This is a genomic window from Vibrio sp. R10-SG3-ISO10, from assembly GCF_059834185.1.
This window is the reverse complement of record NZ_JCBDHG010000022.1, coordinates 710,106-732,194: the sequence shown is the minus strand read 5'-3', so window position 1 is coordinate 732,194 and position 22,089 is coordinate 710,106. Positions and strand designations below refer to the sequence as shown.

General features: G+C 44.5%; 22 protein-coding genes. 14 read left to right on the top strand and 8 right to left on the bottom strand.

Annotated features, from left to right (window positions below):
* Positions 1-12 precede the first annotated feature (12 nt).
* Positions 13-1,356 carry a DEAD/DEAH box helicase gene (locus AC6R16_RS16850; RefSeq protein WP_500640184.1) on the bottom strand — a complete coding sequence of 448 codons (1,344 nt, stop codon included), beginning with the start codon at positions 1,354-1,356 and terminating at the stop codon, positions 13-15.
* Between the two features lie 343 nt (positions 1,357-1,699).
* On the opposite strand from AC6R16_RS16850, the gene AC6R16_RS16845 reads away from it, so the two are divergent.
* Positions 1,700-1,948: an Lpp/OprI family alanine-zipper lipoprotein gene (locus AC6R16_RS16845; protein ID WP_004744579.1), complete on the top strand. Its 249-nt coding sequence runs from the start codon at positions 1,700-1,702 to the stop codon at positions 1,946-1,948.
* A gap of 49 nt (positions 1,949-1,997) precedes the next feature.
* On the opposite strand, the gene AC6R16_RS16840 is transcribed toward AC6R16_RS16845, so the two are convergent.
* The 4 genes from AC6R16_RS16840 to AC6R16_RS16825 are packed head-to-tail and all read right to left on the bottom strand — an operon-like array spanning position 1,998 to position 6,060.
* A complete protein-coding gene (locus tag AC6R16_RS16840) occupies positions 1,998-2,903 on the bottom strand; it encodes a L,D-transpeptidase family protein (protein WP_500675145.1) in 906 nt (301 codons plus the stop codon).
* Complete coding sequence (gene phrB, locus AC6R16_RS16835) at positions 2,904-4,319, bottom strand: deoxyribodipyrimidine photo-lyase (protein WP_500675144.1); 1,416 nt, start codon at positions 4,317-4,319, stop codon at positions 2,904-2,906.
* 9 nt (positions 4,320-4,328) lie between these two features.
* The gene (locus tag AC6R16_RS16830; RefSeq protein WP_500675143.1) at positions 4,329-5,117 is read right to left on the bottom strand and encodes a MerR family transcriptional regulator; all 789 of its coding nucleotides are present in this window, start codon (positions 5,115-5,117) and stop codon (positions 4,329-4,331) included.
* Positions 5,107-6,060, bottom strand: coding sequence for a YbgA family protein (locus AC6R16_RS16825; protein WP_500675356.1), 954 nt, complete (start codon positions 6,058-6,060; stop codon positions 5,107-5,109). The genes AC6R16_RS16830 and AC6R16_RS16825 overlap by 11 nt, the downstream gene beginning before the upstream one ends.
* 351 nt (positions 6,061-6,411) lie before the next feature.
* Here AC6R16_RS16825 and deoD point away from each other — a divergent pair, with 351 nt between their 5' ends.
* From deoD to AC6R16_RS16780, 9 genes are all read left to right on the top strand, one after another.
* The gene (gene deoD / locus AC6R16_RS16820) at positions 6,412-7,122 is read left to right on the top strand and encodes a purine-nucleoside phosphorylase (RefSeq protein ID WP_069668414.1); all 711 of its coding nucleotides are present in this window, start codon (positions 6,412-6,414) and stop codon (positions 7,120-7,122) included.
* Positions 7,123-7,181: 59 nt separating this feature from the next.
* A complete protein-coding gene (locus tag AC6R16_RS16815) occupies positions 7,182-8,651 on the top strand; it encodes a transposase (RefSeq protein ID WP_500675142.1) in 1,470 nt (489 codons plus the stop codon).
* A 124-nt stretch (positions 8,652-8,775) separates the two neighbouring features.
* Positions 8,776-10,263 carry a tetratricopeptide repeat protein gene (locus tag AC6R16_RS16810; protein ID WP_500675141.1) on the top strand — a complete coding sequence of 496 codons (1,488 nt, stop codon included), beginning with the start codon at positions 8,776-8,778 and terminating at the stop codon, positions 10,261-10,263.
* Positions 10,244-11,824 (top strand): diguanylate cyclase, encoded by a 1,581-nt coding sequence (locus AC6R16_RS16805; protein ID WP_500675140.1) that lies wholly within the window; start codon positions 10,244-10,246, stop codon positions 11,822-11,824. The genes AC6R16_RS16810 and AC6R16_RS16805 overlap by 20 nt, the downstream gene beginning before the upstream one ends.
* 200 nt (positions 11,825-12,024) lie before the next feature.
* Positions 12,025-12,414 (top strand): DUF3302 domain-containing protein, encoded by a 390-nt coding sequence (locus tag AC6R16_RS16800; RefSeq protein ID WP_500675139.1) that lies wholly within the window; start codon positions 12,025-12,027, stop codon positions 12,412-12,414.
* Positions 12,414-13,544 (top strand): HlyD family secretion protein, encoded by a 1,131-nt coding sequence (locus tag AC6R16_RS16795; protein WP_500675138.1) that lies wholly within the window; start codon positions 12,414-12,416, stop codon positions 13,542-13,544. Before AC6R16_RS16800 ends, AC6R16_RS16795 begins: the two co-directional genes overlap by 1 nt.
* Before the next feature lie 240 nt (positions 13,545-13,784).
* A complete protein-coding gene (locus AC6R16_RS16790) occupies positions 13,785-14,333 on the top strand; it encodes an ECF-type riboflavin transporter substrate-binding protein (protein ID WP_500640147.1) in 549 nt (182 codons plus the stop codon).
* A gap of 6 nt (positions 14,334-14,339) precedes the next feature.
* On the top strand, positions 14,340-16,025 hold the full coding sequence (locus AC6R16_RS16785; RefSeq protein ID WP_500675137.1) for an ABC transporter ATP-binding protein: 1,686 nt from the start codon (positions 14,340-14,342) through the stop codon (positions 16,023-16,025).
* Positions 16,022-16,861 (top strand): energy-coupling factor transporter transmembrane component T family protein, encoded by an 840-nt coding sequence (locus AC6R16_RS16780; protein ID WP_500675136.1) that lies wholly within the window; start codon positions 16,022-16,024, stop codon positions 16,859-16,861. The genes AC6R16_RS16785 and AC6R16_RS16780 overlap by 4 nt, the downstream gene beginning before the upstream one ends.
* A 38-nt stretch (positions 16,862-16,899) precedes the next feature.
* Here AC6R16_RS16780 and AC6R16_RS16775 read toward each other — a convergent pair whose 3' ends face one another.
* Together AC6R16_RS16775 and AC6R16_RS16770 are read right to left on the bottom strand one after the other, a co-directional pair.
* Entirely contained in the window at positions 16,900-17,247 is a 348-nt protein-coding gene (locus AC6R16_RS16775) for a GlpM family protein (protein WP_500640144.1), read from the bottom strand.
* A gap of 8 nt (positions 17,248-17,255) precedes the next feature.
* Positions 17,256-17,612, bottom strand: a complete 357-nt coding sequence (locus AC6R16_RS16770) for a hypothetical protein (protein WP_004744564.1) — start codon at positions 17,610-17,612, stop codon at positions 17,256-17,258.
* A gap of 207 nt (positions 17,613-17,819) precedes the next feature.
* On the opposite strand from AC6R16_RS16770, the gene AC6R16_RS16765 reads away from it, so the two are divergent.
* A complete protein-coding gene (locus tag AC6R16_RS16765) occupies positions 17,820-18,716 on the top strand; it encodes a DMT family transporter (protein WP_500675135.1) in 897 nt (298 codons plus the stop codon).
* A 12-nt stretch (positions 18,717-18,728) separates the two neighbouring features.
* On the opposite strand, the gene AC6R16_RS16760 is transcribed toward AC6R16_RS16765, so the two are convergent.
* Positions 18,729-19,190, bottom strand: coding sequence for a GNAT family N-acetyltransferase (locus AC6R16_RS16760; RefSeq protein WP_500675134.1), 462 nt, complete (start codon positions 19,188-19,190; stop codon positions 18,729-18,731).
* Between the two features lie 284 nt (positions 19,191-19,474).
* Here AC6R16_RS16760 and AC6R16_RS16755 point away from each other — a divergent pair, with 284 nt between their 5' ends.
* The 3 genes from AC6R16_RS16755 to AC6R16_RS16745 all read left to right on the top strand — a co-directional run bounded on the left by AC6R16_RS16755 (position 19,475) and on the right by AC6R16_RS16745 (position 22,020).
* Positions 19,475-20,908: a methyl-accepting chemotaxis protein gene (locus AC6R16_RS16755; protein ID WP_500675133.1), complete on the top strand. Its 1,434-nt coding sequence runs from the start codon at positions 19,475-19,477 to the stop codon at positions 20,906-20,908.
* Positions 20,909-21,031: 123 nt separating this feature from the next.
* Positions 21,032-21,367: a hypothetical protein gene (locus AC6R16_RS16750; RefSeq protein WP_500675132.1), complete on the top strand. Its 336-nt coding sequence runs from the start codon at positions 21,032-21,034 to the stop codon at positions 21,365-21,367.
* Positions 21,368-21,591: 224 nt separating this feature from the next.
* On the top strand, positions 21,592-22,020 hold the full coding sequence (locus AC6R16_RS16745) for an acyl-CoA thioesterase (protein WP_500675131.1): 429 nt from the start codon (positions 21,592-21,594) through the stop codon (positions 22,018-22,020).
* Positions 22,021-22,089: the final 69 nt, after the last annotated feature.

Below are 22,089 nucleotides of genomic sequence, written 5' to 3'. Positions count from 1 at the left end.
GTTTAACTCTGATTACTCGCTATCAGGTTTAGGCGGTGTTTTCTTCTTAGGAATAAACACGCTATCACCCACTGCTACATTCTGGTGGAAGCTCTTGTCACGCTTGACTGGCTTCTTAGCTGACTTCTTCGCTTGTGGCTTGGCTTTGTTAGTCGCTTTGCCCTTGTTACGGAAATCAGGTTTACGCGGTTTCAAACCTTTAAACTTGCCTTTTAACCCTTCAAGCTCAGAAAAGTTTAAGTCTTGCTGTAGATAAGCCTCTACACGCTTAAAGCTATCCCAGTCTTTTGGACCTACCAGAGAAACGGCATCACCTTTATTACCAGCTCGGCCTGTACGACCTACACGGTGAACATATTCTTCCGTATGTTTTGGCATGTCGAAGTTTACAACATGGGTAACGTTAGCGATATCTAGACCACGAGAAGCGACGTCTGTCGTGACCAGTATTTTGAACACAGCGCGTTCAAACTGACTCATGATGGTATTACGTTGAGTCTGGTTTAAGCTACCGCTAAGCGCGATTGCTTTGAGCTTCTTCTCGTTAAGTTTTTCTGTTAAACGCTCTGTATCAACACGCGTTGCAGTAAAGATAATCAGCTGTTTGTATTCTGCTTCTTCTAGAATGCGCTCTAAGATTGCTTCTTTATGATCAAGATGGTCGCACAGGTAGAACTTCTGAGTAATGTCAGTATGCTTTTCTGTCGCAGCACCAATCGCAATACGTTTTGGAGCATCTAACATCTCCATAGCAATATCATTAACTTCAGCATGATCTAGGGTTGCTGAGAACATAAGAGTTTGGCGACGACGGTGTTTAGCCGCGTTGTGAATACGGCGAAGTTCTGGTGCGAAGCCAAGATCTAGCATACGGTCAGCTTCATCAAGCACTAGAGTTTCAAGGCCGTCTAGAAATAGAGAGCGATGCTCAAGGTGATCGGCTAAACGTCCAGGTGTTGCGACAATAAACTTAGGGTAACGGCGCAGCGCTTTCACTTGATCATTAAAGTTTTCACCACCAACAATCAACGTCGCATCGTATGATAGTCCACCTAACATTGAGCGCAGCTCACCATACACTTGCTTCGCAAGCTCACGTGTCGGGGCAAGAATAACAGCACGCGGATCCTTTGCAGAGAATGCTTTGTTTTTTAGCGACTTGTGTAGCATAGGCAATACAAAAGCTAGCGTCTTACCAGAACCTGTCTTTGAAGAAGCCAACAGATCTTTGCCAGCAATCGCGACAGGTATCGCACGTTGCTGAATTTCTGTCGCCTTCTTAAAGTCAAAGTGCTTCAAGTTCTTAAGTAAGCGATTGTCTAAACCTAAATCTTTAAAGTGCAAAGTATTCTCCAATTGGTCACACAGCGTTGTCATCACAGCTCAAAAAGCTTAGTACAACACGAATTATTCAAAAACAGGCTATGATAACTGGATTCACTCTGAGAGGATAGAGATCACAGAAAATATTCTTTTACCCGTACTTTTACTCTAAATGTCAGTTCTATGTCTCTTGCATCTATTGCTCTTACCAATGAGACGTAGCTCACCTAATTTGATAATTACTTAAATTCTTGGGTTTTTTTGACTTTTGCTGGCTTTAGCAAGCGTAAAATTAGGGCTACACTGATTGACGTCACTATACGATAAAAAGGTATAGGACATATTTTTGATACTTATTTATGCAAGGAGTTCTCTCATGAACAAAATGTTGATCGCAGCTGCAGCATCTTCTGTTCTTCTACTAGCGGGTTGTGCATCTGGTCCAGACGAAGCGACAACGGCGAAAATGGATGAGCTAAGCAATCAAGTAAGCCAGCTCAGCCAAGACGTTCAAGCGCTACAATCTGAAGTACGTAAGTCTGGTGACTCTGCAATGGCAGCACAAGAAGAAGCAGCACGTGCAAACGAACGTATCGACAACATTGCTCAGTCTTACACTAAGTAATCTCGTCTTTTAAAAGAAAGGGTCTGCATGCAGACCCTTTCTTTTTTCTTTAGTTTATCAGTGTCGGGGCGACTATTTCGACTGGCACGCCATTTTGCGCCAATATAGCAGCTCTCGCTTTCACATCCGATTGTTCAAATTCCTCTAACCACCAACTAAGCTCTTGGGGTATCTCAAGCGCTTTCTTTACGCCGTCACTGCGTGTCAATGGCTCATGTGCTTCTAGGAACACACTACGATCTGGTTCTAGTGCAACCTTTATAGGCTCGTTTATCACAGTGACTTTGTCTCCAAGCTTAACTTGAGGGAATAGCCACTCGATATCTTTTGGCTCCATTCGAATACAACCCGAACTCACCCGAAGGCCGATGCCGAAGTCTTTGTTAGTCCCGTGAATAAGATAATCACCTGCACCATGCGCTAATCGCAGAGCATATTCACCCAGAGGGTTTTCTGGACCAGCGGGTACCACTGCCGGTAATTCAATCCCTTTGGCTAAATAGTCTTTGCGAATTGAAGCAGGAGGAGTCCAAGTCGGATTTGGACGTTTTTGGCTAATAGAGGTTTCCATTTCAGGCGTATCTCGTCCTACTCGCCCTATACCAACCGGAAATATATGCACTTTGTTAGACTCTGGCTCAAAATAGTAAAGTCGAAGTTCCGCTAGATTAATCACGATCCCCTCGCGATCTACGTTCGGCAATATTATTTGAGTTGGAATCGTTAAAACATAATCCGCCTTAGGCAAAAACGGGTCGATCCCTTTATTGGCAGCCATCAACGACAAGAAACCGACATCGTATTGCTTGGCAATATTGGCGAGCGTCTCCCCTTCTTGTACCTGATGGTACTGAGTTCGCCCCACGATACTACTGCCCTCTACGGGTAACTCATACGTCGCAGCAAAAAGAGGCGAGCTGACACAACACAAGAATGCGAGAAACTTACGCACCATTTATACTTCCTTGGCTTCTTTATAGAGGCTTAAGGTTATCTCTCTTTCGGTCTTATGATCAACTATCGGTTCTGGATATGACAGATCTTTAGCATTACCCCACTTATGAGGTTGATGGATGTACTTGTCTGGCACGTTCATTAGCTCGGGAATCCAACGCCGAATAAAAGCGCCATCAGGGTCAAAGCGCTCTCCCTGTGTCGTAGGATTAAAAATACGAAAGTATGGTTGCCCATCACAGCCCGTCGACGCACACCACTGCCAACCACCGTTATTGGCGGCATAGTCCCCATCTACGAGTTTGGAAATAAAATAGTGTTCACCAACACGCCAATCAGCGTGAAGATCTTTAACTAGAAAGCTCGCCACTATCATTCTCAAGCGGTTATGCATCCAACCTGTTTGGTTAAGCTGACGCATTGCCGCGTCGACAATCGGATAACCTGTTAAACCCTTTTTCCACGCATCGATAGCCTCTGTAGGATTAAGCCAGACTAAATGGTCTCCCCACGAAGTAAAGCTCTTACCTTGCGACAATTTTGGTTCAAAGTAAGCTAAATGCTGATAAAACTCACGCCAAATCAATTCACTTTGCCAAACCTCACGTCCACCACTTAAAGGGAGGGGTTGCTGGTACATGAGCCTTGCCATGCATTGTCTGACAGAGAGCGCTCCAATCGCTAAATAAGGAGAAAGAGTACTTGTGCCTTCAATCGCAGGAAAATCACGATTGGAGTGATAACTATTAACCTTGTCACTATCGAATTTTCTTAGCGCTTGAATTATCTGCTCAGTCTCTACCGCGTATCTTTCACTCGATTTTCTTGGGTAGTCAAAATCACACTGGCTCGAAAACTCTGTCACACCATTTGATGTCAGCTTACCTCTTATCTTCTGGGGATTTAGCTTTGTGACAACGACTGGTTGACGATACATCGCTGCCAAGTAGGCGCGTTTAAACGGCGTAAATACCTTAAAGTAGTCACCTTGCTTGTTAACCACGCTGCCGGGCTTGAGAATGCACTTATCATCATAGCTGTTACATTCAATCCCCTCCGTAACGAGAAGCTCGGACAGTAACTCGTCTCTGCTGCGTTCATTGAGTTCATACTCTTTGTTGAAATAGACGCCGCTCGCACCTTCTTTCACGGCAACTTCAGCTACCACTCTCGCAGCATCTTTAAAAGAATCCGTTTGAGCATAATAGAGGGGGATGTTTTTCTTACTCAGATCGCTTTGCAGTGCCAACAGTCGACGATAGATTAAATCAGCCTGAATCGGGGCAAGTGAGTGTTCCTGCCAAGTTTTCGGCGTTGCAATATACAGAGCAACAACAGGCTCTCCACTTGAACACGCTTCGCTCAAAGCGGTATTGTCTTCGACACGTAAATCTCTTCGCAGCCAGACTATCTTCATATTCAGACCTTACTTTTCTATTAAGTCTGAAAGGACAACCTGTCCTGAAAATGATGACTTTATCTTTCCAACAATAGCGATTTGTCCAGTTGTCAAAGGACGCGAGCTATAAATAGCAACGGTGTCGTACGCATTCAGCCCTTCGTGTTCAACTAGGCCAGACAAATCTTCGATTCCATCTATGATGACTAGGTTTTTGCCTGACTCTGATAAATGCAACGCCCAAAGACGTGCATGTATGTCGTTAACGCTATCGTAATTAATAAACAAGCATTTCCCGGACTTAGCGGCTTTGTTCTCTGCTTCAATAATTGCGTTAAGCCGAGCAACAAAAATAGACTCCATCAACCCCTTTTGCAAGGCACGCAAGCCGATTCTAACCACAGACAGTGCTTTCTCTGTCGGCTTCACAAACTGCTTTTGCACCACACCCAGGGGGTACTCTTTAAAAACAGTACTGACGATCGAATCCGCTTTTCCTTTGTTCAAATCCGCTAATGCCTGTAAGAAAGCACTCACTTCATCCAACTGCTCACTCGCTAGATACTGCTCGCCTTTGTTTGGTTCAGTGGACTCTAGTACGTCTTTTACTTTGCCAATCGGAACTCCTTTACTCAGCCAACCTTGTATCTCTCCTATTAAGGCGATGTGTTCATCGGTATACAAGCGATGACCTTTTTCAGTTCGTTGAGGTTGCACTAGGCTGTAACGTCGCTGCCACGCGCGTAAGGTTACCGGCTTAACCCCAGTAATCTCAGAGATCTCGCGAATCGCGTACAGTTTTTTCTCATAGCCCATATCTTAAACGTAACTCCTGTGGGTGAGGTTGCAGAAAAGCTTGGTCTTCCAAATAAGCATCTGGATGATCCGCTAAATAGTGCTTAATTAGTGTTAATGGTGCAAGCAAGGGAAGAAGCCCCACTCTATAGTCCTCTATGACTTGTCTCAGCTCTTTTTTCTGTGACTTGCTGAGCTCTCGCTTAAAATACCCCTGAAGATGCATTAATACATTGGTATTGTTTTTCCTACTTGCTCTGTGTGAAACCGCTGCCATCAAAGCGACTCTGTATAGCTTGTAGAACTCTTCAATGTCGTAATCTTTAACATTTGCCACGAGCTTACCAAGCTCTTTGTATGAAGCGGGGTGATGAGCCATTAAGGTCAATTTGTAGCGAGAGTGAAACGCAACGATCTTCCCACGAGTAGGTTCATCACCGACAGAATCATAAAAGTCTCTGAGTGTGTAAATACGAGTAATAAAGTTCTCTTTCAAAACCGGATCGTTGAGTCGACCATCTTCCTCTATCGGCAGCCAAGGCATGGCTTTCATCAGCTCATTGGTGTACAAGCCTACCCCTACATTCTCTGCGCTGTTCTTTTTGTAGACTTTAACGCGCTCCATTCCGCACGTTGGGGATTTAGCGCAGACGATGTAACCACACAATTCTTCTCGCTCAAGCTCTACAACTTTGTTCTTCGAGTAATCAACGACAGCCTGCGTATGCTCTTTGGTAGGATCTTTCGTTTCCACCAAAGCAATTCTATCCTCATTGGACATCAATCGTATGGTTGGCCTAGGAACAGGCATTCCAGAACCCACTTCAGGGCAAACAGGGACAAATTCGAAATATGGAGAAAGCTCCTTGGTGACAAACTTACTAATTTTGTGTCCTGAATCAAATCGAACACGCTCACCTAAAACACAAGAACTGATACCTATTTTTATCTGCTGCTGATTCATCATGGACTCCTTTGTCTAGCCAAGCTGTACAAAAACATTTCTTGTATAAGTTTTAGCACAATTCCCAAATACTGTACAAAATAAATGTTTGTACAATGTGTATTTAACCTACGTGATTAACCACATTTTGGTTCACTGAATGAAGCAAACGTTTTTACAAATCGATTGCTCATTCACTTTCAACACATTTAGTTATCAATGGAGACTAAAAGCATCAATTACCCCCCTTTTGTGACATACTTCTCACGGAGCAAGGGCAGATATAGCTAGTATTGCCTCAACAGATTTTTCAAAATCAACATAATTAGTAATCAGCAGTTCGAATTACTAATAATTTTTGGAGTAATAACTATGGCAACCCCACACATTAATGCACAACCAGGTGATTTCGCTGAAACAGTACTGATGCCAGGCGACCCACTACGCGCTAAATACATCGCGGAAACATTCCTTGATGACGTTAAGCAAGTATGTGATGTTCGCAACATGTTCGGTTACACAGGTACTTACAAAGGTAAGAAAGTGTCTGTTATGGGTCACGGTATGGGTATTCCTTCATGCTGCATCTATGTTCACGAGCTAATCGCTGAATACGGTGTTAAAAACGTGATTCGTGTAGGTAGCTGTGGTGCAGTACGTGACGACGTAAAACTGATGGACGTTGTTATCGGTATGGGTGCGTCAACTGACTCTAAAGTAAACCGTATTCGTTTTAACGATCACGACTTCGCTGCTATCGCTGATTTCGGCCTTCTAGAAGAAGCTGTTAACCAAGCGCGTACTCAAGAAGTACCAGTAAAAGTTGGTAACGTATTCTCTGCAGATCTTTTCTACACTCCAGAAGCAGACATCTTCGAGAAAATGGAAAAGCTTGGCATCCTAGGTGTAGATATGGAAGCAGCAGGCATCTATGGCGTTGCAGCAGACCTTGGCGCGAAAGCTCTAACTATCCTAACAGTGTCTGATCACATCATCCGCGGTGAGAAGCTTAGCTCTGAAGAGCGTCAAAAGTCATTCAACGACATGATGAAAGTAGCTCTAGAAACTGCAATCAACATCTAATTCATTCTTTTCGCCACCAAACCTAGTTTGGTGGCCCGAATAATCCCGAGGGGGAGATAGTGACAGCCGGCCAACTGCCAAAGGAAGCAAACGGGTTACAGCTCAACTTTTGTAAAACATTGGCGTGTGACAACTTTGGATTGAGTGATGCACATCGTTACGTTGTGCAGCATGCTAACCCTAAGCGACCTGCGATGGTATGCCGGGAATGTGGCGCTTTCCCCCCCTTACTTAACAACCAAGAAGTTCTCAACGAGCTTCATCGACTTCGTCAACTCCACAGTGATGGCCTTCCTGCTTGTCGCAACGACGAATGCGACAATTTTGGCTTATCGGTTCATACCCACAAACACCTCTACCATGCTTTTGGCTATAGCGGTGATCGCCAACGATATCGCTGTAAATGTTGCCAATCTACCTTTGTCGACAAATGGTCTGGGGCAAACAAAAAACTTCAATTCCAAGAAAACCTCCTTGGTTTGCTTTTTATGGGCTACTCAGTACGCGAGATCTGCCGTAAATTAGAAATCAATCCAAAGACGTTTTATGATCACCTCGATCATATTGCGAGCCGATGCCGACGTAAGCTCGCTATGTTTGATGCGCGCTGGGTGAATCATGCTGCAAGTTATGAACTGGCTTCTTTTTACGTCCCTCTACAGCCGAAAAGTAATAATGGTGTGTTGTGGATGGCAACAGGTGAAGCCCATAGTGGTTACATACTTTGTCAGCATGTTAATTATTCAGCAGCGGAAGAGCCTAGCGGTGATGTTGATCATGACCCATATCAGTACCCAGCCCGTTTCGTCTCAAAACAACACTCTTCCGAAGCGAACATGCCAGCCCCTACCCCATCGCCGATACTGAGAGAACGAATTGATCAGCAGTACCAAACCATATTGGCGAGGGGAAATGTCGAAGATCCAATGGGTAATCTCACCGTTTTCAACTATCCATCTAAAGGCGCTTTAATTCGCCCGCCTTACACTTCGTATGCGCATTTCTTACACGTGCTTGATTTGTGCCAGGATGAGCGCCAAGTTTCAATCTACTTGCCGCAAGACCCTGTTTTGCGTTCTGCAGCGCTCAGTGTCTGTCTGCCACGCATTCTGCGTCAAAATATCGACCTTATGTATGTTGAAGAAGATAAAGAGTGGAATGAAAACAACGCCATCAACAAAGTAGACATCGTCCATATGGGTTGGTGGAGAGATCGTTGGGCGATAGCATCAAACCAAGATTCATCGAAAGGCATTTGCTATCTTGCTGGTCAAAATAATGAACCAAAACAATGGTTAAGAAACGCTTCTATTCGACGCACCCAGTTTTATCAGCAACGTTTTCAGACCTTGTTCGAAAGTTTTGTCAACGAGCCTAGACGCAAGCTACGTCCAGGTGGACTAATGCCTATGTTGGATATTTTCCGTGCTTGGCATAATTTGTGCTATCAAGATAAAACGGGGAAGACAGCTGCTCAGAATCTGGAATTAACTCAATCACCTTTGACACTGCGCGAGCTCCTTTCATAATTATCAGTATTGTGACGAGCACCGTTAATCGTTCGGTGTTTTGGTACTTTTAGTAGAGTTTAGCGAATGGCTATTCATATAATAACTAGTGTGCCTACGGTAATAGCCTTAAAGGATTGATTCATTGGATAAAAGCCAGCGACTTCTAGAGGTCGAAATAGATCAGCTAAAAAGCAAGGTCGAATCGGAGCCTGAAAAAGTATGGGCTATCGCTGAGCAGTGTGCTGCGCGTTCTGCGCAAATCCTCTACCCTGAAGGTGAAATTCAGTGCCTTATCATCATGTCACGATGCGCGTGGTGTACCATGGAGTACCGCAAAGGGCTTAAGTACATCAAAGATGCGCACGGTAAACTTAACGCCTTAGATACCGACGATCTACTCCCTGAGATCCTTCACATCCATGCCCTGCATTATTGGGGACAAGCCCGTTATTACTCAGCCCAACAGTTTTGGATCAATGCCTTAGAGCAATCTGCATTAGTTGATGAAGTCGAAATTCAGCTCGAATCTCTAATCGGCTTGGGTAATGTTTGGCGAATTACCCACGAATATAACCTCGCTAAAACCACTCACGAGTTAGCGGTCATCGTGGCAAATAATGCTCGAATTAATTGGCTAGAAGGAAAAGCGCGTATCTTGTTGGCTTGGGATCATTACCTACTCAACAACTACGTGGAAATGCTCTCGGTTCTAGATGGTGCAGCCGAAGCCCTTAAAGATCATCACGACAATACATGGCAAGCAGAAGTTTGGGACTTTAGAGGTCTCGCTCTGCTTGGTTTAGAGCGCGTCGAAGATGCTGAAGAAGCGACGCGAAAAGCCCACGAGTTGGCGATGCAACATGATCTTGTATGGATGAAAGCACACTCATTTATCAGCCGTGCCAGAGTCGAATTGCTTCGCAAAAATCCACAGAAAGCAGCGGAACTGCTCATTCAAGCAGAGCAGTCAGCTGTGACATTTGATAATGGTGAGTTACTTTCACAAATCTGTTTTCAACAATCTCGCGTAGCGGAAGAATCCGGTGACTTTAAAACCGCATTAGAAGCCTTCCAAAAATATCGTAAACACTCCACGAGTATGCTCAGGGAGCAAACTGCACGAGTCAGCAACGATAAAGCGAGAGCATCAAAACGTCAGCTTGAACAAAGAGCACGCAAGCTAATCAATCGAATTCGAGGTCAGCATGAGTTTGACCCCGAAAAGCAGCTTAGCCAGATGGTGTCAGAAACCTACTGGTGGGAGCAATTGGTTCTATTTAAAACCGAGCTGAAGCGCTCTAATCATGCTGTTATTGTCATCCAACACGAAGATTCTAGTTACCTAGAGGTTTGTACTGAACTCGCCCATTCTCTATGTAACAAACAGGATATGTTGTCTCGACTCAGTAGCGAGCGATTAGGTATCTTACTCGCTGATAAGGGAGATGAGGCGGTCAACGTTTTCCATGTATTAGCCAAGATGATCGAAATCTACCCATGGCACAGGAAAGGATTGGACGACGCACTACCCAAGGTGATCTTCCAAGATATTCTGACTTTTCCATTTACCTTAGAACAATTAGAAGACAGCCAGCGACAGGAAGAGCAGCATGGAAGCCTTACTAAATAAAATTTCCGATTCTGGCCTAGACCCCTCTTCAGTATCAGGTGAAGAAGCCCTCATCTTTTGGAATCATGTCCGACAACATGTCGCAACGTCTCCACAAGAAATAGCGCAATGCCTGATTATCAGTGCAGAATTTCGCGTCGAATTGAAGCAAATCCAGACCAGTATTGATGAACTAAAAGAAGCACTCGGTCACCTTACGCTGCCAGAAGATGCAGAACTTATCCTCGAAGTGCGCAATGGTCTTGCGGACCGTTTGGTTGAAAATGGCGATTTTCATGGCGCTTTAAATGAATACATCAGCTCATCAACCATTGCGGTCGACAATGGCTATATTGATGCTTATGTCCTGGCGGTACTTGGAATGGGCAACCTTTGCGATGCATATGGCGACCATAATCGAGCATTACGCTATTACCAAAAGATAGACAGCATTGATCATGCGATAAGTAGTCGTTCTTTACGTTTACGCTACAAACTCTACATGCTCTCCTGTTACATCGAATTAAAACGTACCACAGCAGCCAATGATCTTATAAAAGAGTGTGAAGAACTTAGCATCTTAGTCAGTGACAAAGTGCTATCTGGGCAGATATTACTTTACCAAGCAAAGCTCTACAGACAGAACAAACAGATGGACTTAGCCATGCAATCACTAGGTAATGTCCAATACTCAGCTGGCAACATACACTCGACTTGGCTCTCCAACATGATCCGCCTAGAGCTCGCGGCCTGTCTTAGTGAGCAAAACAAACCCCACATCGCGAACTGGGTGCTAGAGTCAGCAAGGCGCCGAATCAAACTCTATGCATCTCCGATTCTTAACCTTAAGCTGTGCAACTCGTTGGCTGAGATTTGTGAGCAAAAAGACGATTATAAAAGCGCGCTAGATTATCAGAAAAGTGCTTATCGTATCGAAAGCGATCTGATGAAAAAGATTCCTATCGGAGAGCTAGGGGCTAGCCAGTTACGCCGCCTGTCCCGTTTTGAACTGCAATTAAAGTTGATTCTTTCGGAACAAGAAAATAGAGAGCTAAAAGAGACTACAGAGAGCCAGAAACATACCGTGGCTCAGCTACAGCAAGATGTCTTTACCGACCCTCTAACTTCTCTGCATAACCGCCGCTGGTTGGATGTTAAGTTAAAGGACCTGCTACTTCATGATGTGCCGTTTGCTCTCATGGTTGTAGACATTGACCACTTCAAATCGATCAACGATGAACTCAGCCATTTAGTCGGCGACAAGGCGATCGTTAATGTCTCTCATGAACTTTCAGCTTATTTCAAGTTTCGTGGCGCTTCATGCGTACGTTTTGGTGGCGAGGAATTCTTGGTCATTTTAGAGCGTGCGACCATAGAGCAAGCAGAAATGCACGCGGAAAATTATCGTGAGCGCATTTTCAATTTTGGTTGGCAAAGCATTTTGGGTGAACGTGGATTGACCGTCAGTATCGGAATTACGCTTCACCGTGAAGGTGAAAATACGCAAAGGACTTTCTACCGAGCGGATAAAGCGCTTTATCGCGCCAAAGCCAATGGACGTAACCAAGTCTGTACTGAATAAAAATAGAGCCTTTTCTGCTTAACGCCCGTTTCCTTGTGCAGCGGGCGTTTTTGTTTTTTATCGTGTGCTTAACTGACTGTTCGCCTCATTAGCGCTATGAGAGTGCTAACAAAATTCACCTAATGTCTTGATTTTGTTTCTATACTTTAAACAGATACGCCTCTATTCTGTACAAAATACTATGAACAAGGATTGTGAGTATGTTTCTAGACTATTTCGCGTTAGGTCTTTTGATCTTCGTTGCGCTGGTTATTTTCTACGGCATTATCGTGATTCACGATATTCCCTATGAGATCGCCCGAGATCGCGAGCATCCACATCAAGATGCCATTCATTACGCAGGTTGGGTGAGTTTGTTTACTCTCCATGCCATTTGGCCATTTCTTTGGATATGGGCCACTTTATGGCGCAAAGAAAGAGGTTGGGGATTCAAAAGGCTTGAAGAAGAGCAGCACGATATTCATCACCGCGTAGATGAGCTGATTGACCAAGTCAGTCAGTTGCAAAAAGAAGTCGCCGAGCTAAAGCAGCAGAGCTACCCGTCTTCAACAATACAACCACAATTTGACCGTAATGAGGAGGAGCAATAATGGATTTATTACTCATTCTAACCTACGCGGCGCTATGCATTACCATCTTCAAAGTCTTCAATATCCCGCTTAATAAATGGACCGTACCAACAGCGGTTCTTGGGGGGGTAGTACTTATCGGAACCCTGATTTTATTGATGAACTACAACCACCCTTTTACCCAAATTGGCAATCAAGTTTATTCCACCACTCCAATTGTCTCTGGTGTGCGAGGACGAGTCATCGATGTTCCCGTCGAAGCGAATAAACAGCTCAAGCAAGGAGAAGTGTTATTCACAATAGACCCTATACCTTATGAGGCCGAGGTAGCCAAGAAAAAAGCGCAGATCAAAGAGGCTAGCCAAGGAGCTCTGGGGCTCGACTCTTCCCTACAAGAAGCCATTGCGGCCAAGAACAAGGCCATTGCAGAACGAGACAAAGCGAGGCGAGAGTTTGACCGCTATCAGCGTGGGTTCGATAAAGGGGCGTTTACTGAGCAGCAACTCGACACTCGACGTCAAGCCTACAAGGCCACGGAATCTTCGGTTAATGTCGCGAACGCTAAAGTCGAACAAGCCCAATTAGCACTCGATTCAGAAATAGGCGGCGAAAACACAACCGTTGCCCGCCTAATCGAAGAACTACGCCAAGCGGAATTCAATTTAGAGCAAACCATAGTGAGAGCGCCAACAGATGGCTTTGCTACCCAACTGGCTTTAAGACCCGGTGTGATGGCAGTTCCGCTTCCACTCGCTCCCGTTATGACCTTTGTTCATACCGAAGAGATCTTCTATACCGCTGCATTTAGGCAAAACTCCCTACAACGCCTACAGCCTGGCTTTGAAGCGGAGTTTTTATTTAGAGCACTGCCAGGTAAGGTGTTTAAAGGCGAGGTAGTAAAGATACTGCCTGCCATTGGTGAAAGCCAGTTTCAAGCTAGAGGCGCTTTGTTAGGCACCGAAGCGTTAAGAACCAGTGGCAGAGTGTTCGCGAAGCTGAGAATCACTGATGACCTTTCTCCGTATCACCTCCCTTTAGGTACCGCAGTAGAAGTGGCCGTTTATTCTGATCAGTTCACTCATGTTTCGATTATGCGCAAAGTACTAATTCGTATGAAAAGCTGGCAGAACTATCTCTATCTCGACCACTAGAGCCTGTTGACCTAAGCATAATGACATCACCCAACGCGGGATTTGCTTTCCATTTGGGTGATGTCTGTCCACCTCTTAAATTGTACCTTTCCGTTTGCACACAAGGTATCCAGACGTCTAGCCCGTTATCTTTCCAAGCCATCGCTTAGCAGGTATAATCAGCGGCTTGCTGATCTAGCGACTAATAATGATTAAAACATACGCTCGACGTTTTTATTAAGAATAAGACAAAGGATATCTATGAACTTTACAGCAAAAACAGTGGTTGTAATCGCTATTGGTGCGGCATTATATGGAATTGGCGGCTTGCCTATGTTTGGTATTCCTGTATTTGCGAACACCACTCTTAAACCAGCCATGGCAGTCCTAGCACTTTTTTCTGTCCTTTTTGGGCCTGTTGTTGGCTTTTTAGTTGGGTTTATTGGTCACTGGGTAACCGACCTTTTTGCTGGTTGGGGCGTGTGGCTAACTTGGGTATTGGGCTCGGGTATCGTCGGTATGGTTATTGGTTTTTTCCCAATGCTAACCAAAAACCGCATCTCAACAGGTGATTTCAACAATAAGGATTTTTGTCTTTTCGTTGCTCTAGCATTAGTGGGTAATATCTTCGGTTACGGATGTTCAGCCTTCCTAGATACGATTCTATACGCCGAACCTTTCACTAAAGTGTTTACTCAACTTTCAATCATCGCCGCTGGTAACACAGTACTTATTGCCGTTGTGGGTTACTTTATTCTTAAATCTGTTGCGAAACGTAATAAGCAAAGCCGCAATCTGACTGAGGCTTAATCATCAATGACAATTGAATTTTCTGACTTCTCTTTTAGATATGAGTCACTGGATAAACCGACATTAAAACATATCAATCTAAGGATAGAGAAAGGAGAGAAAATCGTCATTATCGGGCCAAGTGGTAGTGGTAAATCTACCCTTGGTCAGTGCTTAAACGGACTGATTCCTCATGCTATCAAAGGCGAAATTTCAGGGCAGTTGACTCTAAACAGTCAAAGTATCTCAGAGCTAGACCTACACCATTACACCGAACAAATTGGCACCGTATTACAAGATACTGACAGCCAGTTTGTCGGGCTCAGTGTGGGCGAAGACATAGCCTTTGCACTGGAGAACCAGCTTGCTTCAAACCTTGATATGTACCCGCTGGTTCAGTCCACTGCCAAAATGGTTGAGCTAGAACATATGCTTGACCGCTCACCTCATGATTTGTCTGGTGGTCAAAAACAAAGGGTATCTTTAGCGGGCATTTTAGTTGACGACGTCGATACCTTACTGTTTGATGAGCCTCTCGCCGCTCTTGACCCTAAAACAGGGCGCAAGACAATCGAGATTATTGATCAACTGCATAAAGAGACAGGCAAGACCATCATCATCATCGAGCATCGCCTTGAAGATGTGTTGCATCGTCACGTTGACCGAGTGATCTTGATGGAGCAAGGTGAAATCGTCGCGGATTTGTCACCAAACGAAATCCTCTCGTCTTCTCTATTGAACAATCATGGCATTCGTGAACCTTTATATTTATCTGCGCTGAAAGCGGCTCAATGCCCAGTAGATGCAGACAATTGTGCGTCCCTGCGTGCGATGCCCGTCGAATCGTACAAACCCTTATTTTCTCAGTGGCAAGCTCACCCTATCAACACGAGCTTGAACAGCGACACTCTGCTTTCCATTGAGGGGTTAACCTATTCTTACGACGGAGAAAAAAACGCACTTGAAGATGTCTCATTTGATATCAAGCAAGGTGAGTTCGTTTCTATTTTAGGTAAGAATGGTTCAGGTAAATCAACCATAACCAAGCTCATCATGGGTGTACTGAGTCCAGACTCAGGCTCTATCTCTTTTCAAAACCAAGACATTGCCACTTTATCCATTTTCGAACGCAGTCAGAAGATGGGTGTCGTGATGCAAAACCCGAATCATATGATCTCTCATCATATGATTTTTGACGAAGTAGCATTTGGTCTGCGTAACCAAGGCTTAACAGAGCAAGAAATCGAAAAGAAAGTTCTTGATACTCTAGAGTTATGTGGTCTAAGCAAGTACAGAAACTGGCCAATCGAAGCTCTCAGCTACGGGCAGAAAAAGCGAGTTACGATTGCTTCAATTCTTGCGTTAGAACCGCAATTATTGATACTGGATGAGCCAACAGCGGGTCAAGATTACCGAAACTACACATCGATGCTAGATTTCATCGGCAAGCTCAACCAAAAATTGGGTATTACCGTCATCATCATTTCTCACGATATGCATTTAGTACTGGAGTATACCCACCGCTCGATTGTCATTTCAGACAGCAAGCTCGTCGCTGATGCTCCTATGACAGATGTTTTTACCCAACCAGAGTTGTTGGACAAGGCTAACCTAACTACTACCAGCCTTTACGATTTGGCAGAAAGTTTAGAGGTGGAAAATAAAAACGCCTTTATGCAGTACTTTATCCAACAAGAGAAGAATGTCGCATGAATGCCTCTAAAATGAAGTTTGGCATCAGCTTTGTCGATACCAAGTCTCCACTGCACGCATTAAACGGAATTACTAAGTTTGCTTTATTCATGGCTTGGGTCACGGTTGTTCTTACTACCTTTGATCTGCGCATGATCAGTGTGTTGATTTTAGCTGGCCTGTATCTGCTTAAACTCACTCAAGTGCCTTTTAAGGTGTATAAACCTTTATTGATCGGAACGGCGAGTGTTCTACTCCTTAACGCCCTGTTTATGTTTTTGCTTGCTCCGCAGCAAGGCTCAGAGTTCATCGGCAGCCATAACGTTCTGCTTGCCCTGCCCGGTGGTTACTCGCTTACCCAGGAGACGTTGTTTTATTTGGTCACAGTAACACTCAAGTACTTCAGTATGTTCCCGATTGCTTTGGTGTTTGTTTTTACTACCCATCCAACGGAGTTTGCTGCCAGCTTAAACAGAATTGGCGTGCCATATAAGATTGCTTATGCGGTGAGTTTAACCCTACGATACTTACCAGAAGTGAAAAATGATTTCGTCAACATCATGCATGCTCAGCAGGCTCGCGGACTCGATATCTCTAAAAGTACGCCTCTTTTTCAGCGTATGAAGAATGTCGCAAAAATCCTCGGACCGTTGATTTTTTCTAGCCTTGACCGCGCCGATCAGATTTCCAATGCAATGACGTTACGAGGGTTTGGTCGACATAAAGCGCGTAGCTGGTATAGCGCTAAACCTCTACAAAGCTCAGACAAGCTATGTCTAGCCGCAGTGGTGTTGATCGTCTTACTTGCAATCGTGAAACGCTATTTTGAAACTGAGCTTTTTTGGTATCCATTCTAAGACAATGACAAAGCCTAGGGTCCGACCTAGGCTTTTGTTTAACTCAACGCTAATGCTTTGGTCCAAATAAGCAACAATACCATCGATGAGGTAAGCCACACCGCTGTCGCCATCGATAAGGTTTGCACGAGTGAAAAGGTATAGCTGAAATAATAAACCGCGAGCAAATAACTTGCGTACGGTAGCAGCGAATAGAGCCCAAACAGAGCGGTAACGCGCAATTCCTCCATACTTCTCTCGCTTCCCACCACATAGTGTGCAATCAGGGCAAAGGTAGGAAATAGCGGCACCAATCCAGCAATATAGAAACTCTTCGACTTAGACAGTAATGCGATCATCATGACCGCAGCGGCGCCGAGCAAACACTTTAGAAATAGCGTTATCATCTCCACCCCTAAGCCAGATTCAGAAACAGTTCGTCGTCGGTCATATATTTATGTTTGGTGCCCAAGTTTCTTAGGTGCATAAACATAAAGTCAGGAAAGCCAGGGGCAAGCAGGTCATTAGGTTGCCAGACCACGCCACCAACAAAAACATATCGACCTTGCTTCTCATCACTGTGTAGCGCGTTGTTAATCTCGGTCGAAAGCTCAGGGCGGACACCTTCAATCACGCAGACAATCTGCCCGCGAGCGACACCAATAACACGCTTCACTAAATTGGCTTTCATCCCACACTTCCATGCTTGTCGCGTGGCCATTTCAAACCCGTGCTTTCGAATACCTTTGTGGACATTAACGATCAAGTTCATAACGTGATGTGCTTATGCTAGGTAAATAAGTTCTAGATTAGTATTACTGCATTACGATGACGATGCCCTAGATTGGACGCTTTCTCATCAGATGAAAAAACATCGCAACATAAGATCCTAGCCATTTCCGGAAATCTAATCCTTTCTACTATTGCCTATTGAATCAGTTTGCTTCACATTGGCGTAACAAATAAGAAGGGAATAATAATGAGTACAGCAAGCTTTCTTCGCTTAATCTGCCTAGCCGCTATATGGGGTGGCTCGTTTCTATTTATGCGCATCGCCGCCAATACCTTCGGCCCTGCTTTTTTGATTGAGTTCAGGGTTGGGTTCGCTGCGATCAGTTTGCTGCTTGTTTCACTGTATTTAAAACGTAAGCTCGCATTTCGCAGTAATTTCAAACACTTTATGATCATCGGACTGTTCAACACCGCACTACCCTTTATGCTGTTTGCCTATGCAGCGCAAACACTTAACGCCTCGACCTTATCGGTATTAAATTCAACTGCGGCAATATGGGGTGCGCTGATTGGTATCTTTTGGCACAAAGCGATTCTTACTGCTAAAGCCAGTCTAGGCATGTTGATCGGGGTTGCTGGGGTGATCACCTTAGTCGGTGTCGATGCAATAAATATCGGCCTTGATGCAGCGCTACCAATATTTGCGGGGGTAATGGCGGCGTTTAGTTATGGCATCGCGACAAACTACACCAAGACTGCGCCAAAAATTGCAGCGTACGATAACGCGCATGGCAATATGTGGGCAGCCGTCTTAATCATATTGCCCCTACTGCCTTTCATACCAATGAGAGGTGAGCCTAGCCAACAAGAAATGCTGTCTGTTGTTGCACTTGGAGTCTTGTGTACTGGGGCAGCCTATTTGCTTTACTTCAAGCTGGTTGCTGATGAAGGTGCCGCTTCCGCTTTGTCTGTTACTTTTTTGATTCCTGTATTTGGTATTTTATGGGGAACATTAATCTTAGATGAACCGATAGGCTGGAACACTATCGTTGGCACCACTTTGGTGCTAAGTGGCACCATGATGGTGACAGGGTTCTCACCTCGACAGATGTTTCAACGCCCAAAAGCAGTTGAACAGATTTAGGGGCTCTTGCTCCTAACTATATAGTTCTAAAGTCATAAATTGACTGTTTGGATCTAGCGTGTAGTCACCAAATGGCTTGCAATAGTGAAAACCGTGCTTCTCATAAAGGGCTCTTGCGGGAGCAAAAAATCCCATTGAGCCCGTTTCCAGACTGACTCTAGTAAAGCCCTCTCGCCGTGCAAAGTCCAATGCATGCTGCAGCAAAAATGAGGCGACACCCTGATTTCTCGCCGCACTCGAAGTCCGCATGGACTTGATTTCAACATGATTAGCGTCCAAACGTTTAATAGCGGCGCAGCCCATAAGTCTATCGGCTTTCCATCCACTCCAAAATGTTACGCTCTCATTTTGCAGCGAACTCACATCCAACGCATGTACACTTTCAGGAGGTGAAGTGGCGTTCATGTCGGCAAGGTGTTCCTCTAACAGTTTAAGAACTTCTGGGTGGTCCAACTGACCCGTTTTTATTTCCATGTTTGCTCCATTTTTTAGACGTTGACGATAGCATCAGCAAAAATCAAGCCGAAGTAATAACCTTCTTGAAACACGAATCACTCACCAGCTTACCGCTATTTCAATAGTGCAAATATCCATCGAATAACGATCATCTTCACATAAATGGCATAAACACAAATTATGATTACAAATTAGTGCGACAAGAGACTCATAATTCTTCACCTCAGACCGATAAATTTATAAACATATTTTTACAAAATGACGAGTAAGCTATTTGCTATTGAAAGCGTAGGAATCCTGGTATGAAAGAAGTTGAATTTCGAACGATAGACCGCTTGTTTATCAAGATGTCCATTAATGACAAGATGTGGGTGATATTTGCTCTGTTCCTAGTTGCTGTGGCAGCTATTGCAGGAGGAAGGTACCTTCAAGAGACAAACGCACTTGAGCAACAAACAATTCAGGCGGCAGAGCACCAACTTAATGGGATATTAAGCGTTGGCTCTTCAGAGAGTATTTTGCAACTGCCAAACGTCTCAACGACGAGTTCGGTAAACAAACCTCAATACAATGATGGTATCGCGACAGTAACGGCGGAAGGTGCAGACGGCCAAGCCTATCAGCTCGTACTCAATAATAAGAACCAAGTACAAGAAGCCACATCACAAGCACTAACCAGTTTTGCGTTAAGCTTTCTGTGGGTGATTCCGTTTGCCATTTTCTGTTATTGGGTTGCCACCTTCCTAGGTGGAGCGCTGTGGGTACTTTACACAACTACGCAACGTATTGGTGAAGGTGATTTAACTTCACGTTTGGGTTTCCATCCGGGTCGAGATGAATTTGGTACTATAGGTTGTGCTCTTGATAAAGCGATGGACACTCTGACCGATCTGGTCGTTACCGTGAAAGAAAGTGCGACAACTTTGAGTGGAACCTCATCCTCTTTTGAACAAGAAATGAAACTGAGCGAAACCCAAATTAGCCAGCAGTATGCGTCGTTGGATTCAGTTGCCACTGCAATGGAAGAGATGACGGCTTCCGCAAAAGAAGTCTCCAACATATCTCAGCAAGCCACATCACAAACGGAAAACGATGCTCAGCATATCGAACAAAGTTACACTCGCGTTCAGTCAGCTATCAGTGAAATTTCTCGACTATCAGACTATATTGGTAAAGCGTCAGAATCAGTGGCAAGCCTTACTGAAAACACCACTCAGATCAATGAAGTAATTACCACAATTAACGCTATTTCTGAGCAGACTAATCTTCTAGCACTTAACGCGGCGATCGAAGCGGCACGTGCGGGTGAGCAAGGTCGCGGCTTTGCAGTTGTTGCTGACGAAGTTCGAACCTTAGCAAGCCGCACACAGTCTGCGACGGTTGAAATCCAGTCAATGATTGAAAAGCTACAGTCCGAGACTCACAGCATTGCATCGATTACTGAACAAACCGTTAGCCAAGCGCAGACCAGCAGTGACTTAGTCGCGGATATTGGCAATGACGTACAATCTATTTCAGAATCAGCAAGATCACTGATGGATATGAGCATCCAGATCTCAACGTCTGCTGAAGAGCAAAGCGCAGTAGCAAACGATATTGCAACAGAACTGAGTGACATCCGTACTCAATCTAACACCATTCGTAACGTGGCGGAGCAATCATCTGCTGGTATCGCCGACCTAACGCAGGCTTCGGTTTCGCTCGCTGACATTTTGAAAAGCTATCGAACTCAATAGTCGCTTTTATCTAAAATAAAGGGCTTAAGGGCCCTTTATTTTTGTCTCAATAAAACTCTCAGCCAAAGTCGACTCCCTTATCTATACTTAATTTAACTTTTCGGTGGGATTAAGGACGACGAAATGAGCACTCTACTACTGTATGTGCTGTTGTTGACCAACCCAAGCTCAGCACAACACTCTGCATCACTTCCGCTAAAATGTAAGCTCCTGCATACAAAAGATACCTTTTGGTTCTATAAAGAACAGCTAGTCTATGAAAGTGAGCAATTTATCCTATTGCAAAACTTTAAGGGAAGAACCGTCACACAGGTCGACATGAAGACAGGTGAGCTGATACGCACAACCTATATCGGAGAACCATATGATCCTAAATATCAGATTCTGCTCGGAAAATGCCTAGATGTCAGTCATACCCTAAAAATGTGGCGACTTGATGATGTGCCGTATGATAACTAGAGAATTAGGGGAGCTAGATAACTGGATAACTGGATAACTGGATAACTGGATAACTGGATAACTGGATAACTGGATAACTGGATAACTGGAGAGTTTCCTCATTGGCTTATATAACTCAAGCCTATTGGGTGCCGAATCTCTTTTGATCACAATTTTATAACATCAAAAACACATTATCCTCCGTTCGATTTAGACTATTTGCTCGATATCAATGGAGAATGAACATGGAAGAGCTACTTGCCGACTACCCTATCGTCACTGAAGTCCCTGTTGCGTGGGGTGAAATGGATGCCCTTCAGCACGTCAATAATGCGGTCTATTTCCGCTACTTCGAAACAGCTCGACTCGATTACTTTAAAAAAATAGAGTTACTGGTCGATCTCAAAACGCACCACATTGGCCCTGTACTGGGGCACACAGACTGTCGCTATAAAATGCCTGTCACCTACCCTGACACCTTGCTTATTGGTTCTAGAGTATCGGAGCTTAAGGATGACCGCTTTACAATGGAGTATCTTGTCGTTAGTAAAAAAGCCCGCAAAGTCACCACTGTTGGAACCGCCACTTGTGTCATGTTTGATTTCAAGAACCAAACCAAAGCAGCGATACCAGAGCACATCAAGCAAGCGATTATTTCCACAGAAGAGAAATAACACCGTTATATGCGGGTCGTTTATATTGGCAAAGGAGTGTCACTACAAGATCAAGATGTTATATACTGC

Bases quoted from the DNA above. Each gene is read 5' to 3' on its own strand.
- AC6R16_RS16845 (WP_004744579.1), top strand. From the start codon at position 1,700: ATGAACAAAATGTTGATCGCAGCTGCAGCATCTTCTGTTCTTCTACTA.
- AC6R16_RS16840 (WP_500675145.1), bottom strand. From the start codon at position 2,903: ATGGTGCGTAAGTTTCTCGCATTCTTGTGTTGTGTCAGCTCGCCTCTT.
- phrB (WP_500675144.1), bottom strand. From the start codon at position 4,319: ATGAAGATAGTCTGGCTGCGAAGAGATTTACGTGTCGAAGACAATACC.
- AC6R16_RS16830 (WP_500675143.1), bottom strand. From the start codon at position 5,117: ATGGGCTATGAGAAAAAACTGTACGCGATTCGCGAGATCTCTGAGATT.
- AC6R16_RS16825 (WP_500675356.1), bottom strand. From the start codon at position 6,060: ATGAATCAGCAGCAGATAAAAATAGGTATCAGTTCTTGTGTTTTAGGT.
- deoD (WP_069668414.1), top strand. From the start codon at position 6,412: ATGGCAACCCCACACATTAATGCACAACCAGGTGATTTCGCTGAAACA.
- AC6R16_RS16805 (WP_500675140.1), top strand. From the start codon at position 10,244: ATGGAAGCCTTACTAAATAAAATTTCCGATTCTGGCCTAGACCCCTCT.
- AC6R16_RS16800 (WP_500675139.1), top strand. From the start codon at position 12,025: ATGTTTCTAGACTATTTCGCGTTAGGTCTTTTGATCTTCGTTGCGCTG.
- AC6R16_RS16795 (WP_500675138.1), top strand. From the start codon at position 12,414: ATGGATTTATTACTCATTCTAACCTACGCGGCGCTATGCATTACCATC.
- AC6R16_RS16790 (WP_500640147.1), top strand. From the start codon at position 13,785: ATGAACTTTACAGCAAAAACAGTGGTTGTAATCGCTATTGGTGCGGCA.
- AC6R16_RS16785 (WP_500675137.1), top strand. From the start codon at position 14,340: ATGACAATTGAATTTTCTGACTTCTCTTTTAGATATGAGTCACTGGAT.
- AC6R16_RS16780 (WP_500675136.1), top strand. From the start codon at position 16,022: ATGAATGCCTCTAAAATGAAGTTTGGCATCAGCTTTGTCGATACCAAG.
- AC6R16_RS16775 (WP_500640144.1), bottom strand. From the start codon at position 17,247: ATGATAACGCTATTTCTAAAGTGTTTGCTCGGCGCCGCTGCGGTCATG.
- AC6R16_RS16770 (WP_004744564.1), bottom strand. From the start codon at position 17,612: ATGAACTTGATCGTTAATGTCCACAAAGGTATTCGAAAGCACGGGTTT.
- AC6R16_RS16765 (WP_500675135.1), top strand. From the start codon at position 17,820: ATGAGTACAGCAAGCTTTCTTCGCTTAATCTGCCTAGCCGCTATATGG.
- AC6R16_RS16760 (WP_500675134.1), bottom strand. From the start codon at position 19,190: ATGGAAATAAAAACGGGTCAGTTGGACCACCCAGAAGTTCTTAAACTG.
- AC6R16_RS16755 (WP_500675133.1), top strand. From the start codon at position 19,475: ATGAAAGAAGTTGAATTTCGAACGATAGACCGCTTGTTTATCAAGATG.
- AC6R16_RS16750 (WP_500675132.1), top strand. From the start codon at position 21,032: ATGAGCACTCTACTACTGTATGTGCTGTTGTTGACCAACCCAAGCTCA.
- AC6R16_RS16745 (WP_500675131.1), top strand. From the start codon at position 21,592: ATGGAAGAGCTACTTGCCGACTACCCTATCGTCACTGAAGTCCCTGTT.